This window comes from Microbispora cellulosiformans (genome assembly GCF_008728085.1).
GTDB lineage: Bacteria > Actinomycetota > Actinomycetes > Streptosporangiales > Streptosporangiaceae > Microbispora > Microbispora amethystogenes.
In genome coordinates this window covers 473,497-489,721 of sequence record NZ_VYTZ01000005.1, presented here as the reverse complement: position 1 = coordinate 489,721, position 16,225 = coordinate 473,497, and the positions used below count along the sequence as shown (strand labels likewise).

General features: G+C 73.3%; 16 protein-coding genes. 12 read left to right on the top strand and 4 right to left on the bottom strand.

Features of this window, described 5'->3' with window-relative positions; genetic code table 11:
* Positions 1 to 8 precede the first annotated feature (8 nt).
* From F5972_RS16495 to F5972_RS16480, 4 genes are read left to right on the top strand one after another with little or no spacing between them, the layout of a single operon-like run.
* Positions 9 to 815, top strand: coding sequence for an FAD/NAD(P)-binding protein (locus F5972_RS16495; protein WP_150934351.1), 807 nt, complete (start codon positions 9 to 11; stop codon positions 813 to 815).
* Entirely contained in the window at positions 815 to 1,609 is a 795-nt protein-coding gene (locus F5972_RS16490; RefSeq protein WP_225311541.1) for an NADH-quinone oxidoreductase subunit B family protein, read from the top strand. Before F5972_RS16495 ends, F5972_RS16490 begins: the two co-directional genes overlap by 1 nt.
* A complete protein-coding gene (locus F5972_RS16485; protein ID WP_150934350.1) occupies positions 1,606 to 2,919 on the top strand; it encodes a Ni/Fe hydrogenase subunit alpha in 1,314 nt (437 codons plus the stop codon). The genes F5972_RS16490 and F5972_RS16485 overlap by 4 nt, the downstream gene beginning before the upstream one ends.
* Positions 2,920 to 2,925: 6 nt before the next feature.
* The gene (locus F5972_RS16480; protein WP_150934349.1) at positions 2,926 to 3,408 is read left to right on the top strand and encodes a hydrogenase maturation protease; all 483 of its coding nucleotides are present in this window, start codon (positions 2,926 to 2,928) and stop codon (positions 3,406 to 3,408) included.
* Here the strand turns inward: F5972_RS16480 and F5972_RS16475 are convergent.
* Complete coding sequence (locus F5972_RS16475) at positions 3,299 to 3,793, bottom strand: OsmC family protein (protein ID WP_191910158.1); 495 nt, start codon at positions 3,791 to 3,793, stop codon at positions 3,299 to 3,301. The genes F5972_RS16480 and F5972_RS16475 overlap by 110 nt on opposite strands.
* A gap of 176 nt (positions 3,794 to 3,969) precedes the next feature.
* Between F5972_RS16475 and F5972_RS16470 the strand changes: the two genes are divergently transcribed.
* Together F5972_RS16470 and F5972_RS16465 are read left to right on the top strand one after the other, a co-directional pair.
* Positions 3,970 to 5,640, top strand: a complete 1,671-nt coding sequence (locus F5972_RS16470) for a sensor histidine kinase (RefSeq protein WP_318527594.1) — start codon at positions 3,970 to 3,972, stop codon at positions 5,638 to 5,640.
* Positions 5,630 to 6,469, top strand: a complete 840-nt coding sequence (locus F5972_RS16465; protein ID WP_150934347.1) for a universal stress protein — start codon at positions 5,630 to 5,632, stop codon at positions 6,467 to 6,469. Before F5972_RS16470 ends, F5972_RS16465 begins: the two co-directional genes overlap by 11 nt.
* An 18-nt stretch (positions 6,470 to 6,487) precedes the next feature.
* On the opposite strand, the gene F5972_RS16460 is transcribed toward F5972_RS16465, so the two are convergent.
* Positions 6,488 to 7,039 carry a CBS domain-containing protein gene (locus F5972_RS16460; RefSeq protein ID WP_150934346.1) on the bottom strand — a complete coding sequence of 184 codons (552 nt, stop codon included), beginning with the start codon at positions 7,037 to 7,039 and terminating at the stop codon, positions 6,488 to 6,490.
* A gap of 188 nt (positions 7,040 to 7,227) precedes the next feature.
* On the opposite strand from F5972_RS16460, the gene F5972_RS16455 reads away from it, so the two are divergent.
* The 3 genes from F5972_RS16455 (at position 7,228) to F5972_RS16445 (ending at position 11,311) form a co-directional block, all read left to right on the top strand.
* Entirely contained in the window at positions 7,228 to 7,713 is a 486-nt protein-coding gene (locus tag F5972_RS16455; RefSeq protein WP_150934345.1) for a CBS domain-containing protein, read from the top strand.
* Between the two features lie 54 nt (positions 7,714 to 7,767).
* Entirely contained in the window at positions 7,768 to 8,397 is a 630-nt protein-coding gene (locus tag F5972_RS16450; RefSeq protein ID WP_150934344.1) for an MBL fold metallo-hydrolase, read from the top strand.
* Between the two features lie 202 nt (positions 8,398 to 8,599).
* Complete coding sequence (locus F5972_RS16445) at positions 8,600 to 11,311, top strand: arabinofuranosidase catalytic domain-containing protein (RefSeq protein ID WP_150934343.1); 2,712 nt, start codon at positions 8,600 to 8,602, stop codon at positions 11,309 to 11,311.
* Positions 11,312 to 11,488: 177 nt separating this feature from the next.
* On the opposite strand, the gene F5972_RS16440 is transcribed toward F5972_RS16445, so the two are convergent.
* Positions 11,489 to 12,343, bottom strand: coding sequence for a hypothetical protein (locus tag F5972_RS16440; protein WP_150934342.1), 855 nt, complete (start codon positions 12,341 to 12,343; stop codon positions 11,489 to 11,491).
* Positions 12,344 to 12,763: 420 nt separating this feature from the next.
* On the opposite strand from F5972_RS16440, the gene F5972_RS16435 reads away from it, so the two are divergent.
* The 3 genes from F5972_RS16435 to F5972_RS16425 all read left to right on the top strand — a co-directional run bounded on the left by F5972_RS16435 (position 12,764) and on the right by F5972_RS16425 (position 15,212).
* Positions 12,764 to 13,633: a universal stress protein gene (locus tag F5972_RS16435; protein WP_150934341.1), complete on the top strand. Its 870-nt coding sequence runs from the start codon at positions 12,764 to 12,766 to the stop codon at positions 13,631 to 13,633.
* 108 nt (positions 13,634 to 13,741) lie between these two features.
* Positions 13,742 to 14,293, top strand: a complete 552-nt coding sequence (locus F5972_RS16430) for a YceI family protein (RefSeq protein ID WP_150934340.1) — start codon at positions 13,742 to 13,744, stop codon at positions 14,291 to 14,293.
* A 25-nt stretch (positions 14,294 to 14,318) separates the two neighbouring features.
* Complete coding sequence (locus tag F5972_RS16425) at positions 14,319 to 15,212, top strand: NAD-dependent protein deacetylase (protein ID WP_225311540.1); 894 nt, start codon at positions 14,319 to 14,321, stop codon at positions 15,210 to 15,212.
* 23 nt (positions 15,213 to 15,235) lie between these two features.
* Here the strand turns inward: F5972_RS16425 and F5972_RS16420 are convergent, their stop codons facing one another.
* Positions 15,236 to 16,195 (bottom strand): aldo/keto reductase, encoded by a 960-nt coding sequence (locus F5972_RS16420; RefSeq protein WP_150934550.1) that lies wholly within the window; start codon positions 16,193 to 16,195, stop codon positions 15,236 to 15,238.
* Positions 16,196 to 16,225 lie beyond the last annotated feature (30 nt).

The window sequence follows — 16,225 nt, the reverse complement described above, 5'->3', positions numbered from 1 at the left end:
CCCACCCGATGACACCGGTGTTGTATCGGGTGCGCTCCCGCCGCCCGGACCGGGTCGACACGGTGACGCTGACGCTGGAGCCGGTCCGCGGGGACTGCCCGCCGTTCCTGCCCGGGCAGTTCACCATGCTGTACGCCCCCGGAGTCGGGGAGATCCCGGTGTCGATCAGCGGCCGGTCCCGCTCCGGCGGGTACGCCCAGACGATCAGGGCGGTGGGCGCGGTCAGCGCCGCCCTGTGCGGCAAGCGCCCCGGCGAGGTGGTCGGCGTGCGCGGGCCGTACGGGCACGGCTGGGGGGTGCCCGCGGCGGCGGGCCTCGACGTCGTCGTCGCCGCGGGCGGCCTGGGCATCGCCCCGCTGCGGCCGGTCGTGCGGGCGCTGCTGGCCGGCCGCGACAGGTACGGCCGGGTCAGCGTGATCGCCGGCGCGCGGTCGCCCGCCACGCTCATGTACCCCCGGGAGCTGGCCCGGTGGTCCCGGCAGGGCGCCGACGTCCAGGTGATCGTGGACCATCCCGACCACGCGTGGCACGGCCCGGTCGGCCTGGTCACCCGGCTCGTCGACCGGATCGTCTTCGAGCCGCGCCGTACGCACGCGTTCGTGTGCGGTCCCGAGGCGATGATGCGGGCGACGGCGGAGGAGCTGCTGCGGCGCGGGGTCGCCCCCGGACGGGTGGAGCTGTCGCTGGAGCGCAACATGAAGTGCGCCGTGGTCCGCTGCGGCCACTGCCAGTTCGGCCCGCTGTTCGTCTGCGAGGACGGGCCGGTGCTGGGCTACGACCGGGCGGGGCCGATGCTCGCCGTGGCGGAGCTGTGATGGGAACTGTGATGGACGAGCCGGCGCCGCGCCTCGCGGTCTGGAAGTTCGCCTCCTGCGACGGGTGCCAGCTCACGCTGCTCGACTGCGAGGACGAACTGCTGTCGGTGGCCGCCCGGCTGGAGATCGCCTACTTCCTGGAGGCGTCCAGCGCCCCCGGCCCCGGGCCGTACGACCTGTCGCTGGTGGAGGGATCGATCACCACTCCCGAGGACCTGGAGCGGATCAGGCACGTGCGGCGCGTGTCGAGGCGCCTGGTCACGATCGGCGCGTGCGCCACCGCGGGCGGCGTCCAGGCGCTGCGCGACTTCGCCGGCGTGAAGGAGTTCGCCTCCGTCGTCTACGCCCGGCCCGACTACATCGCCACCCTGGACCGCTCGACCCCGATATCGGCGCACGTGCCGGTCGACTTCGAGCTGCGCGGGTGCCCGATCGACCGGCGGCAGCTGCTGGAGGTCATCTCCGCGTTCCTGGCGGGGCGGCGGCCGGTCGTGCCCGCGCACAGCGTCTGCGTGGAGTGCAAGGCCAGGGGCAACGTCTGCGTGATGGTCGCGCACGGCACGCCCTGCCTCGGGCCGGTCACCCAGGCGGGCTGCGGCGCGCTGTGCCCGTCCTTCAACCGGGGCTGCTACGGCTGCTTCGGCCCGATGGAGAGCCCCAACGCCGCCGGGCTGAACCACTGGCTGCGCGGGCTGGGGATGAGCACCCCCGAACTGGTGCGGATCTACCGGACCTACCACGCCACCACCGAGCCCTTCCAGAGGGCGGCCGAGGAAGCCGAGGAGCACGGGTGACCCACAAGACGGTGCGGATCGGCGGCCTCACCCGGGTGGAGGGCGAGGGCGGGCTGGTCGTACACGCCCGGGACGGCCGGATCACCGGCCTGGAGCTGCGGATCTACGAGCCACCCCGGTTCTTCGAGGCGCTGCTGCGCGGGCGCGGCCACACCGAGCCCCCCGACATCACCGCGAGGATCTGCGGCATCTGTCCCGTGGCGTACCAGATGAGCGCCTGTCAGGCGATCGAGGCCGCCTGTGGCGCGGAGGTGACGGGCCCGCTACGGGACCTGCGGCTGCTGCTCTACTACGGCGAGTGGATCGAGTCGCACGCGCTGCACGTCTACCTGCTGCACGCGCCCGACTTCCTCGGCTACGACAGCGGCATCGCGCTGGCCGCCGACCGTCGTGACCTGGTCGAGCGCGGCCTCGCGCTGAAGAAGGCCGGAAACGAGCTGATCGCGGTCATCGGCGGGCGGCCCATCCACCCCGTGAACGTCAGGGTCGGCGGCTTCTACCGGGTGCCCGCCCGGGCCGAGCTGGCCCCCGTCGCCGAGCGCCTGCGCCGCGCCCGCGACGACGCCCTGGCCACCGTCGCCTGGGTCGCCGGGTTCGACTTCCCCGACGTCGAGCACGACTACCGGTTCCTCGCCCTCAGCCATCCGGAGGAGTACGCGATTCTTTCCGGCGGTGTGGCGACGGGAGACGGGCGGGGCACGCCCGAGGGCTTCGCGGTCGAGGACTGGCCGGAGCACGTGATCGAGGAACAGGTGCCCCACTCGACGGCGCTGCACGCGCGGCTGGACGGCGAGAGCGGCTACCTCGTCGGCGCCCTCGCCCGCTACGCGCTCAACGCGGCGCGGCTGTCCCCGCTCGCGCGGGAGGCGGCCGCCGCCGCCGGCCTCGGGCCCGTGTGCCGCAACCCGTTCCGGGCCATCGTCGTACGCGCCGTGGAGATCGTGCACGCGTGCGACGAGGCGCTGCGGATCCTGGACGGCTACACCGAGCCCGACCGGCCCTCGGTGCCGGTCGAGCCGCGTCCCGGCGTCGGCCACGGTGCGTCGGAGGCCCCGCGCGGCACCCTCTACCACCGCTACCGGCTGGACGAGGACGGCCTCGTCGCGGAGGCCGACATCGTGCCGCCCACCGCGCAGAACCAGGCGCGCATCGAGGAAGACCTACGTGACCTGCTCGCGCCCCGCCTCGCCCCGGGTCTCGACCCGCCCGAGACGGAGCTGGCCGCCCTGTGCGAGAGGGCGATCCGGAACCACGACCCCTGCATCTCCTGTTCCGCCCACTTCCTCGACTTCCGCCTGGATCGCGGGTGAGCGCGGGTGAGTACGGGGGACACGGTCGTCGTCGGCCTGGGCAGCGATCTGCGGGGCGACGACGCGGCGGGCCTGGCGGTGGCCCGGCTGCTCGGCGACGCGCCGCCGCCCGGCGTCGCCGTGGAGGCCTGCGGGGACGCCGCCGCGCTGGTCGAGGCATGGTCGGGCGCCGCCCTGGCGATCGTGGTCGACGCCGTCCGCACCGGTGCGGCCCCCGGCACCGTGCACCACCGCCTGCCGGACCTCCCGGCGTCACTCCCGGCGGCGGGATGGCACGGCGGCACCCACTCGCTCGGCCTCGTGGACGCCGTCGACCTCGGCCGGGCCCTCGGCCGCCTGCCGGGCGAGCTCGTCGTCGTCGGCATCGAGGGCGGCGACTTCACACCGGGGGCGCCGATGACCCCGCCCGTCCTGGCCGCGGTCCGCCGTACGGCTCGTGAGCTGCGGGAACGGCTGTCCCGGGAGCGGCGTGCCGGACGTCGAAGGTGATCCGCGGCGGCACGCGCAGCGTGGTGTAGAGCGCGCAGTGCTCCAGGACCGACAGGAGCGAGGCCCGCAGGCCCTCCGGGAGGCCGGGGGCCTCCACCGAGAGCTCCACGCGGTCGATCCGCCCGGGGCAGACGCCCAGGCCGTACCTCGCGGTGACGCCGACTCCCGCCGGAAGCTGACGCTGGCGCAGGAAGCGTTCGGCGCAGTGCGCGATGCCCGCGGCCAGCCCGCCCACGAACAGCTCGACCGGCGTGGGGCCGGTGTCGCTCCCGCCGACATCCTTGGGCTGGTCGGACCGGACGGCGTGCCGGCGGATGTGGACGTCGAAACGGCCGGCTCCGTGCCAGGCGACCTGGATGACCCCGTCACGCTGTCCAGCCGGCATGACCCACCCCCTGTTTCGAGTATCTCCGGGCGATCGGGCCCGCCGAGGGCTGGCGCTGGTAAGAAGCCCGTCGTGACCTGGTAAAGAGCCGATGTCCGAACTGTCCTTGTTTGCGACACTTTCAGGTGTGGCCCACATGCTGCGGCGGGGACGAGGGTGAGCGCGGTGATCCCGCCGTGATCCCGCGGACGCGCCTGGACGAGCTGCTGACCGAGCTGCACGGGCGGCTGCAGGCGGTCCTGGTGACGCGCGACCGGGTGCAGGCGCTGCTGGAGGCCGTCGTCTCGGTGGGCGGGGACCTCGATCTCGAAACCGTCCTGCGGCGCATCGTCGAGACCGCCACCACCCTGGTCGACGCCAGGTACGGCGCGCTCGGCCTGATCGGGGAGGACAACACGCTGGCGCGGTTCGTGCCCGTCGGGATGAGTGAGGAGGAGATCGCCCGCATCGGGCACTGGCCCCACGGGCTGGGCCTGCTCGGCCTGCTGATCAAGGAGCCCCGGACGCTGCGGCTGCCCGACATCTCCCGGCACCCCGAGTCGTACGGCCTCCCGCCCGGCCATCCCCCCATGCGCGGCTTCCTCGGCGTCCCCGTACGCGTGCGGGGCGAGGTGTTCGGCAACCTCTACCTCACCGAGAAGCGCGGGGGAGGGGAGTTCGACGCGGACGACGAGGCGATCGTCGTCGCCCTCGCGGGAGCCGCCGGGGTGGCGATCGAGAACGCCCGCCTCTACGAGGAGACCCGCCGCAGGGAGACCTGGCTACAGGCGTCGGGCGAGATCACGACCAGCCTGCTGTCCGGCGCCGAGACGCCGCGCGTGCTCACGCTGATCGCCCGCCGCGCCCGGCAGATGGCCGGCGCCGACACCATGGCGATCCTGCTGCCGGACACCGGCGGGCGCACGCTCCGGGTCGCGATCGCCGACGGCGCTCTCGCCGAGACCTGCGCGGCGGCGCGCCGGATCCCCGTCGACGGCACGCTCGCCGGGCAGGCCTTCACCCTGGCCGAGCCCCGCATGGCGGCGGACGCCGCCGATGAGGACGAGGGGCCGGTGTGCGCCGTGCCGCTGGGCGCCCCGGGGGCCGTACGCGGGGTGCTGTGGCTCGGCCGGCGGCCCGGCCGCATCCCGTTCAGCCGGTCGGAGATGTGCATGCTCCACGCGTTCGCCGGGCACGCGGCGGTCGCGCTGGAACTGGCCGAGGCGCGCAAGGACGCCGAGCGGCTCGGCCTGCTCGAAGACCGCGACCGCATCGCCAGGGACCTGCACGACGTGGTCATCCAGCGGCTGTTCGCGATCGCGATGACCCTGACGGGCGCCGCGCGGCTGGTCGAGCGCCCGGAGACGTCCGCCCGCCTGCGGTACGCGATCGACGAGCTCGACGGCACGATCCGGGAGATCCGCTCCACGATCTTCGCGCTGCAGACCCCCGCCGGTGATCCCGGGCTCCGCGCCCGGCTCGTCGCGCTGGTCGAGAGCGCGCGGGCGCAGCTCGGCTTCCTGCCCGCCCTGCGGCTGGACGGCGGGCTCGACACCCGCGTCCCCGACGGCATCGGCGAGCACCTGCTGGCGGTGGTGCGCGAGGGCCTGTCGAACGTCGTCCGGCACGCCCGCGCGACCCGCACCACGGTGAGCGTCCGCGTGGACGGCGACCGCCTGACGCTGTCGATGGAGGACGACGGGATCGGCATCCCGGCCCAGGGCCGCCGCAGCGGCCTGCTCAACCTGCGGGAACGGGCCGAGGCCCTGGGCGGGAGCTGCACGGCCGGGCGTGGCCCGGCCGGGGGCACCTGCCTGAGCTGGAGCGTCCCGCTACCGCCACCTGGAGAGGCAACTGATGAGGACTAGTTTCGCCGACCGCCCGATCGTGGCGGGCACCGACGGCACGGCCCACGCCGCCCTGGCCGTGGAGTGGGCGGCCGACGAGGCCCACCGGCGGGGCCTGCCCCTGCGGGTGGTCCACGCCGCCGACCGCCTGCCGTACGACACCCCCCGCTATCCGATTCCCGACTGCTATGACCGGATGATCCCGTCCGGCCGGCAGGTGCTCGACCACGCCGAGAAGATCGCCCGGGACCGGTGGCCCGGCCTGGAGGTGACCACGGAACTGGCCGACGGGCGGCCCGGCCGCGTGCTGCGGGAGCAGGCCTGCCGCGCCGCCGAACTGGTGCTGGGCGGCCACGGGCCGGTCGGCGGCCGGCTCGCCGGTCACGTGGACGTGCCGGTCGTCGTCGTACGCCCGGCGCCTCCCGGCGCGGGCGCGGAGATCGTGGCCGGATTCGACGGTTCGCACGCGGCGACGCCCGCGCTCGCGTACGCCTTCGAGGAGGCCCGGCTGAGCGGGCACCGGCTCAGGGTCGTCTGCGCCTGGGAGCCGCCGATCTCCTCCGGGCCCAGGATCGCCGTGGACCCCGACGAGATCGGGCGGATCCGGGAGGACCGGGCGCGGCGCCTGCTGACCGCGTGGCGGGACAGGTTCGCCGACGTCGAGACCGAACTCGACATGGTCCGCGGCCACCCGGTCGCCGCGCTCGTCGACGCCTCGGCCCGGGCCGCCCTGCTCGTCGTCGGCTCCCACGGCAGGAACGCCCTCACCGCGGCCGTGCTCGGCTCGGTGAGCCGGGCCATGCTCGAACACGCCCGCTGCCCCGTGGCCGTCGTACGGCACGCCGCCTGACGGCACACACCGCCGGTGTCAGCGGCGGGCCGGTCGTATCCCGGGAGCCGCCCGCTCCAGCAGGTCGGCCACGTGCTCGGGCCCCTGACCCTCGGGGCCGCGCAGGTCGATCTCCCCGTTCCGCACGCTCACCTCCCAGGTCTCGGAGGGGTAGCGCTCGCGGAGCGCGGCGAGGACCGCGTCGCGGAGCTCGGCGTCCGACCTGGCCAGCAGCGCCATGAGGTCCCGGCGGCTGACGATCCCGACGACCCGCTCGTCCCGCAGCACCGGAACGCTCTTGATCCTCCTGGCGATCATCAGGTCGGTCAGCACCGCCGTGTCGGTGGTCTCCTCGACCGTGCTGACCTGCCGTGACATGACGTCCGCCACCGTGGCCGGCGCGGACACGCCGGGTGTGAAGGCGCCGCACAGCAGGTCGATCTCGCTGACCATTCCGACCAGCTCGCCGTGGTCCCCCAGCACGGGAGCGGCCGTGATGTCGTGGTCGTACAGCACCCGGATCGCCCGTCGGACCGTGTCACCCCGGCCCAGCGTGATCGCCGGGCTGCTCATGACCTCACCGGCGAGCATGGCCACCTCCCTCTCGTACGTCCTGGTTCCTTCATCCTTCCCGGGTGGCGCCGGAGTCGCCGGGCCGCAGGTCCCCGCAGGTCGGGACGTTCGGCACCTGTGCCGGGCCGCGTCCGGTGGTCCAATGGAGTGGCGGACGCGCGTGCCCCGCAGAGAGCCGGGTGCGGCGCCGCGGGAGGTGGACGACGATGACTGTGGAAGCCATGACCGCCGCCGACGTGATGAGCCGCGTGCTGGTGACCGTGAAGCCGGACGAGTCGCCGCTCATGGCCTGGGAGCTCATGCGCCGCGGGTCGATGCACCATCTGCCCGTCGTGGACTCCGGGTCCCACATCATCGGCGTGCTCACCCGGGAGGACATCGCCGCTCACTGGTCCGGCGGCCCGGCCGAGCAGTCGAGCGCCCAGGTGCGGCAACTGCTCGGGGGGCGCAGGTGCCCGCACGTGCCGCCGGACGAGCCGCTGCCCGGGGTGGCGGCCGCCATGCTGGAGTCGGAGGTGGACGTGGTGCCCGTCATCGGGGCCTCCGGAATGCTGAAGGGCATCGTGACCGTGACCGACCTGCTGGCGGCGGTGGCGGGCAGGCGCGTGGTCGTGCAGGACGCGGACTCCTCCGCGGGCCTGTTCCGGCTGGAGCCGGTGCTCCCGCCCAAGCCGTCGTCGCGGGCGGACTGACGTCCCGCGCTGTTGCACAATGGGGGCCATGCGCAACTCGGTGGTGATCTTCTCGTGAGTGCCCGTATCGACCATGCCGTCACCTCGGGCACGTTCAGCCTGGACGGCCAGACCTTCGACGTCGACAACAACGTGTGGGTGCTCGGCGACGACGCCGAATGCGTGGTGTTCGACGCGCCCCACGACGTCAAGGCGATCACCGACCTGGTCGCCGGCCGGCGGGTCCTGGCGATCCTGGCCACCCACGCGCACGACGACCATGTCCGGGTCGCTCCGGAACTGGCCGACGCGACCGGGGCGCCCGTCCTGCTGCACCCGGCCGACCTGCCGCTCTGGCGGCTCACCCACCCTGACCGGGAGCCCGGCGGCGCCCTGTCCGACGGGCAGATCATCGAGGTCGCCGGGACCCGGCTCGAAGTGCTGCACACACCGGGCCACGCCCCCGGCGCGTGCTGTTTCCACGCGCCGGACCTGGGGGTCCTCTTCACCGGCGACACCCTCTTCCAGGGCGGCCCCGGAGCCACCGGGCGCTCGTTCTCCGACTTCGGGGTCATCATCGGGTCGATCCGCGACCGCCTGCTGACTCTGCCGCCCGAGACCGTCGTGCACACCGGCCACGGCGACAGCACGACCATCGGCGCCGAGCAGCCCCATCTGGACGACTGGATCCGCCGAGGTCACTGATTCCGTACGGAATGGCCGAGGGGAAACGGACCGACCGAAAGCGACGCCTTTAACCTTGACGTAACTTTTGCCCGGTGTCATAGTCGGGAAATCAGCCCCGATCCCATTCCCTCGTCTATGGCAGTCAACGATGTTAGCGCAAACATTGTTAGCGTTAACATCGGATGTGATCCGAGCAGGATGCATGGAGGAACGTTCCAACATGTCGAAACCCCCCATCGGGCCCACACGCCGGAAGACCTTCGCGGCGATCGCGGCGATCGCGGCGGCGCTGGCCGGCGGCACGTTCGCGATGGCGCCCACGGCGCAGGCGGCGCCCCCGCCGGTCAGGCCGCAGGGCCCGTGTGACATCTACGCCGCCGGCAACACCCCCTGCGTGACCGCCCACAGCACCACCCGGGCGCTGTACGCCTCCTACGACGGCCCGCTCTACCAGGTCAGGAGGATGTCGGACAACAGGGTCAGGGACATCGGGGTCGTCGCCCCCGCCGGCGGGGCGTACCCCGACACGGGCGGATACGCCGACGCCGACAGGCAGGACTCGTTCTGCGAGGACACGATCTGCCTGATCACCACGATCTATGACCAGTCCGGCAAGGGCAACCACCTCTACCAGGCGCCTCCCGGCACCTTCCGGGGTCCGGCAGCCGGCGCGTTCGACACCCTCGCGATCGCGGACATGGCGCCGATCACGCTCGGCGGCCACCGGGTGTACGGCACCTACATCATGCCGGGCATGGGGTATCGCAACAACAACGCCACCGGCCTCGCGAAGGGGGACGAGCCGGAGGGCATCTACTACGTCGTCGACGGCAAGCACTACGACAGCGGCTGCTGCTTCGACTACGGCAACTCCTCGACGAACGGCCGCGCCGTCGGCACCGGCACCATGGAGACGACCTACTTCGGCACCGCCACCGCGTGGGGGAGCGGCAGCGGACCCGGCCCGTGGATCATGGCCGACATGGAGGCGGGCCTGTTCTCCGGGTACAACGCGAAGCAGAACCCGGCCGACCCGACCATCGACTCCTGGCGGTTCGTCACCGCCGTCGTCGACGGCGGCGGCGGGAACCAGTGGGACCTGCGCGGCGGCAACGCGCAGGAGGGCCCGCTGACGACCTACTACAGCGGAATCCGCCCCGGTTCGCTGACCAACGCCGGCTACTACCCCATGCACAAGAAGGGCGCCGTCCTCCTGGGCACCGGGGGTGACAACGGCAACGGCTCGTCCGGCACGTTCTACGAGGGCGTGATGACGACGGGCTATCCGTCGGAGGCCACGACGGACGCGGTGCAGGCCAACATCGTGGCCGCCAGATACGACGTGCAGCGGGTGGCCCTGTCGCGGACGACGACCTTCACCCCGAACTCGTCACAGGACGTCACCGAGACGTTCACGAACACCACGGGGGAGGCCGCGCTGAACGTCAACCTCGGCCTGGCCGGGCCCAGGAAGTGGACCGTCCGGGTCAGGGGCACCAACGACACGTCCGCGACGTTCGCCCGGGTCGAGCCGGGTGAGACCGTGCAGGCCACCTTCACGGTCACCTCGCCGGCGGAACCCGGCGCCGGCTTCCTGGCCGGCGAGGCCAAGCACGTCAACTCCGCCGGCCGGAACAGGCAGTCCACGGAGATCACCCAGGCGGTGCGGAACGCCCTCCCGATCAGGATCAACGAGGTCCGCTTCCGCACCAGCGGCAACTCGACCGACCAGTTCGTCGAGCTCTACAACGCCTCGGGCAGCGAGGCCGACCTCTCCGGCTGGACCCTGACCAACACCCCGAGTGGTGCGGCCGCCACCACCCTGGCACGGATCCCGGCCGGGACGAAGCTCGCGAGCGGCGACTACTACCTGCTCGGCCTGTCCGGCTCGGGAGTGGCGGCTCCGGTGAGCAAGGGTGCGACCACCCTCAATGTCAGGAGCACGACCGGCTTCACGGCCGGCCAGCAGATCGAGATCGGCACCGGCTCCGAGCGGGAGACCCGGACGATCCAGCAGGTCGGGACCGCGGCGACCGCGGCGACGACGCTGTTCATCCCCGTCTCCACGGGGCCGTGGCTCACGATCCCCCGCGGCTCGTCCAACGTGCCGGTCACGAACGCGAACGGCTTCGCGGTCGGCGACCGGATCAGCATCGACTCGGGCGAGAACTACGAGCCTGCCACGGTCACCGCGGTCGGCAAGGCGTCCACGCAGACGACGCTGTCGGCGGCGGCGCCCGCGGGCGCGACCAACATCAAGGTCGCGGCCGACGCCAACATGACGGCCGGTGACACCCTGACGGTGGACACGGGCGAGAACAAGGAGGAGGTCACGGTCGCCGCCGTCGGCACCACCGGCGCGAACGGTACGGGCGTCGACCTCGCCGCCCCGCTGCGGCTCGCCCACGAGCAGGGCGTGGACGTGTCCGACCGCGGGACGGGCATCAGCTTCTCGCCGCGGACGAAGGAGCCGCACACGAGCGGCGTGGCCGTGCAGGCGCTCGGCGGCGGCATCACCCTCGACCGTCCGCTCGACAACGACCACGAGATCGGCGCGGCCGTGGTCAATCCTCTGGTCACGACGACCGGCTACCAGGGGCAGCCGGCGCCCGACCAGTGGTTCGGCGGCGCCCTGTCCACCAGCGCCGGTTCGATCGCGCTGCGGGACGCCTCCGGCGAGGTGGTCGTCGACGCCATCGTCTACGGCTCCCAGCAGAGCAGTTCGAGCGGCAACGGGACCATCACCAGCCCCGAGCTCGCCGTCCTGGAAGGTGACCAGGGCGGGGGCGGCTGCATCGCGGTGGTGGCGGGAGCGGCCGCCGGCGCCGGACGGAGCAACGCCCGCCGGCCCAACGGAAACGACACCGACAGTCTCTGCCGCGATTTCGTCACCAGCAACGTGCCCACCCCCGGTGCGGCCAACGCGATGTGACCTGACCGGTCGCCGACCACTTCCGGTGCCCGCCGCGAAAAGCGGGCACCGGAACCGGCGGCCCGGCCCGTACGCGGGCAGTGCGAGCGGACGACCACAGGCGGAAGGCGCCTGTGGTCGTCCGTCTGTTTCCGCCCGCCTGTGTTCACCCGACCGTGGCGGAGGAGAACGGGGAGCCTAGCGCGGGGCGGCGCGCACGCCGGTCACGGCGAACCGTTCGACGTCGGCGATGTGACCGCCGGTGCTCGCCACGATGGTGACCGTCTGACCCGGGGTGGCACGGAAGTCGAGAGTGGCGGACCACGGGCGGTTCTCGCCCCCCGCCGAGACGCAGCAGCGCTCGCCGACCGGGCCCGTGCCACCGGGCACGCGCGCCTGTAGCCGGATGCTCTCGTCCACGCCGGTGATCCTGCCGCCTGCCTTCACGGGCGAGGAAACCGAGCTGCCGTACCGGGGAGCGGTGAGGGAGAAGGTGGTGTCGTCCGTGCCCACCACCTCCCAGGGGGCGTCCGCACCGGTGCCGAACTTCACCAGGTGGATGACGGCGGCGATGCCGGGGCGACCGCCGCCCTCGCCGCGGATGCCGACGGAGACGCGGGCGTGCACGCCGTCGACCTTGCTGTCGACCAGTTGGTCGATGCCCTTGAAGCCCAGGTATCCCTGGGTGAAGGCCAGTGCGGTCTGTCCGGCGTCAAGATGCCAGGGCTGGTGCCCGCCGGCCCGGTAGCCCTCCTGCCAGTCGCGCACCTGCTCCTCGTCGGTGAACGGCCACAGCGGCTGGTAGCGCCCTGCCACCAGGGGGGTGCCGGGGACGGGGGAGGGAGCCGGTATGCCGGTCACGGTCGCCGATGGCTCTGCGAAGGACGAGCCGGACGACGGCCCCGAGGACGCGGCGGCGAACGTGGCGGAGGGGGACGACCCGGAGCCCGTCCCGCACGCCGCCGCGAGGAACCCGAGCGCGGCCAGTGCCGCGGCCAGTACGGCGGGCGGCCGACGGCGGATCCGGCAGGGTGCGGACGGCGGGCCGGACATGACCCCGCCAGCGGCAGGTGGACGGTGGAGAATCCGGCCAGAGGCCGGCGCAGGGCCGGGCAGTGCAGGGCCGGGCACGGGCGCGGCCGGGCGCGCTCCGCTCCGCGACCGGTGAGTTGCGTCAGTCCTGTCACCACACGGCATTCCGCCAGGCACGATGCTCGCTCCCGCCAGAGACGTTTCCTGACAGAGAGCATGCCCGCCGAAAGGCTCTCGATCCATCGAGTTCGCGATGTCGGGCGGCCCCACCGCCCAGGAGGCACGGCAGGCGGCGGAAGTCCCGGGGTGAAGGGACTTTCGACTGCTGCGCGGCGGGCAGCGGACACGGTGCGATGGTCGGCGGGAGCGGTGTCCGCGCGCCGCGAGCCGCACACCATCCGCGAACACCGCGAGCCGCTGAGCACAGGGAGGAAACGGACCATGACCGGACTGGTCGTCGCCGCCGTCGACGGATCGAAGCCCGCGACGGCGGCGCTGGAGTGGGCGGCGGACGACGCGCGGCGCAGGGGAGCCGCGCTGCGGATCGTCCATGTACGCGAGCCGTGGGCGCACCAGTACCCGTTCCACGCCGTGGAGGGGTTCGCCGACTCGTACGGCGAGTTCTGCGAAGGGGTGCTCGCCGCGGCCGCCGAGCGGGCGCACCAGGTCGCCCCCGACCTGGAGGTGACGACGGAGCTCGCCGAGGGGACGGTCGTGGAGACGTTGCGCGCCGCGTCGGCCGGGGCCGACGCGCTCGTGGTCGGCAGCCGGGGGGCGGGCGGCTTCTCCGGCCTGGTCCTCGGGTCGGTCGGCCTCGGCCTCACCGGGCACGCCCCGGGCCCCGTCGTGGTCGTACGCAGACCGCACCGCGACGAGTATCACGAGGTCGTCGTCGGTTTCGACGGATCGCCTCACTCGGAGGCCGCGCTGGAGTTCGCCTTCGAGGAGGCGCGGGCGCGCCGGGCCCGGGTGCACGCCGTGTACGCGTGGGAGGCGCCGATCTTCTCTCCCTTCGCCACCGGCTACACCGCGACGATGCACGAGGTCTTCGACGAGGAGTCGCGCTCGGCCCGGCTGCGGCTGGCGCCGTGGCGCGAGAAGCACCCGGACGTCCCGCTCGTCGAGTCGGCGGTCTTCGGGCACCCGGTCCCCGCACTCGCGGAGGCGTCGCTCGTCGCCGACCTCGTCGTCGTCGGGTCGAGGGGGCTGGGCGGTGTGCGCGGCGCGCTGCTCGGCTCGGTCAGCCACGCCGTGCTGCACCGCGCGCACTGCCCGGTCGCGGTCGTACGGCTCCCGGAGGGAAAACGATGAGGCGTGAAAAATCTACAACGTAAAGGCGTCGCCGCTGCGCAGACCCCCACACCGAGTCCCGTGACCTGCGGCGACATCGCCGGGCGAGAGCATGGGAATGCCGATGTCATGGACGTCGAGGCGGGCACGTACGCGCTGGGGCCCAGGTCGGGGCGGCTGCTGGTCCTCACCGGCCGCGCCGGTCTCGGTGCGAAGGCCGGGCATGACCTGACGATCGAGGTCACCAGATGGCGGGGAGAGGCGGTGGTGACGCCGGGCGACCCAGCGGCCTCCCGGGTCTCGCTGGAGGCCGAGACGGCCTCGATGCGGGTCAGGGAGGGCCTGGGCGGGGTCAAGCCGCTCACCGACTCCGACCGGGTCGAGATCGAGAAGAACATGCGGGAGAAGGTCCTCATGCCGGACCGGCATCCCACGATCACGTTCCGGTCGACGCGGGTCGAGGGCGACCCCGAAGCGTTCCGCGTCGAGGGCGACCTGACCATCGCGGGCGTCACCCGGCCGGTCGCGGTCGAGGGAGCACTCGCCGGCGGCCGGGCACGCGGCCGGGCCACCGTCGTGCAGTCGGAGTGGGGCATCCGCCCCTACTCCGCGTTCTTCGGCGCGCTCAGGCTGCGCGACGAGGTCGAAGTGATCTTCGACGTACGGCTCGTGCCGGGCTGAGGGACCGATCGGGCACCATGGAGGGGTGAACCGGCTTCAGATGGCGCAAGCCACCCAGCAGACCGCCGAGCAGACGAGCGAGCAGGCCAGCGGGCAGACCGCCGAGCGGTGGAGCATGCTGGCCGATCTGGTGGCGGACGGCGACGTGGTGGTGCTCAGCGGGGCGGGCCTGTCCACCGAGTCCGGCATCCCGGACTACCGCGGCGAGACCGGCCGCAGGCGCAGAGCCGACCCGATGACCTACCACACCTTCGTGAGCAGCGCCTCCGCTCGCCGGCGCTACTGGGCCCGCAGCCACCTCGGCTGGCGGCACATCGTCGACGCCGCTCCCAACGCCGGTCACCGCGCCGTCGCCGAACTGCAGCGCCGCGGGCTCGTCTCCGGGATCATCACGCAGAACGTGGACGGCCTGCACGAGGCGGCCGGCGCGCACGGGGTGATCGAACTGCACGGCAGCCTGCACCGGGTCCGCTGCCTCGGCTGCGGCCACCGCGGCGCCCGCCACGAACTGGACCGGCGGCTGCGGGCGGAGAACCCCGGCTGGCACTCCCGCACCGCGCTGATCAATCCCGACGGCGACGCCGTGCTGACCACCGCCGAGATCGAGACGTTCCGTACGGTGGACTGCGAGGGCTGCGGCGGCGTGCTCAAACCCGACGTGGTGTTCTTCGGCGAGAACGTCCCGCCGTCGCGGGTGCAGGAGTGTTACGCGCTGACCGAGCGGGCCGGCCTGTTGCTGGTCCTGGGGTCATCGCTGACCGTGATGTCCGGTTATCGGTTCGTACGGCATGCCGCCGCCCACTCGATCCCCGTCGCGATCATCAACCAGGGGCCGACCCGGGGCGACGGCGAGGCGCTGATCACCTTCGACGCCCCGCTCGGCCCGGCCCTGACCACCCTCCTCGCCGACCTGGCCTAGAGGGAGCACGGAGGGCGCGCGGGTCAGCTCCAGGGGAGGGCGGCGCGGCGGGCCCAGTAGGTCTCCGGGTCCTCCGCCAGCCCGGCCAGTGTCTCCTCGGCCTCGTCGTCCCAGGCGACGTCGAGCGCGGCGAGGTTCTCGCCGAGCTGGACGGCCGTGGCCGCGCCGCTCAGCACGGTGCCCGCCCACGGGCGGGCGAGCACGGCGGCCAGCGCGAGGGCGTCCGGGGCGACGTCCCGCTCGCGGGCCGCGCGGGCCAGGGCGGGCGGCGCGCCGCGAGCCGTCAGCCGGCCGTTGGCCACTCCCTCCTTGACGATGATGCCCAGCCCGGCGGCGTGCGCCCGGGCCAGGGCGTCGCCCGCCGAACGCTCCAGCAGGTTCCACGTCGACTGCACGGTGTCGAACAGTCCCGTCGCGACCGCCTTGTCGATCGTGCCGGCCTGTTCGGGCCCGGTGGTGGACAGGCCGACGGCGACGCCCCGGTCGCGCAGCGCACGCAGCTCGCCGAGCACGTCCTCGTCGTCGAGCACCCCGCTGCCGGTCGTGGCGGAGTGGATCTGGTAGAGCGACAGGCGGTCGCCGAGCAGCGCCAGCGTCTCGCCGAGCTGGCGGCGCAGCCGCGCGGGCGACAGATCCTTCACCTCGTGGCGATCGGCGTCCATCCGCCAGCCGCCCACGTACTCGTACCCCCACTTGGAGCCGACGACGACCTCCCGCGCGGGGACGCCCCGGTCGGCGAGCCAGCCCGCGAGGAACTCCTCGGCGCGTCCGTAGGAGCGCGCGGTGTCGAAGTAGCGCACGCCGGCCGCCCAGGCGGCGTCCAGCACCTCCCAGGTGCGCGCCCGCATCGCCGCGACGTCCCGGCCGGGCCCGAGATCCTCGTCGCGCCCGAGCGTGATGTACGCGGGACGCCCGAGCGCGGCGAGCCCGAGACCCATCGGGGTGACCTGGAGGCGGCTGCGGCCCAGCGGCCGCCGGAGCATCTCGTGCACGACGCCCAACGTTAGTGGACC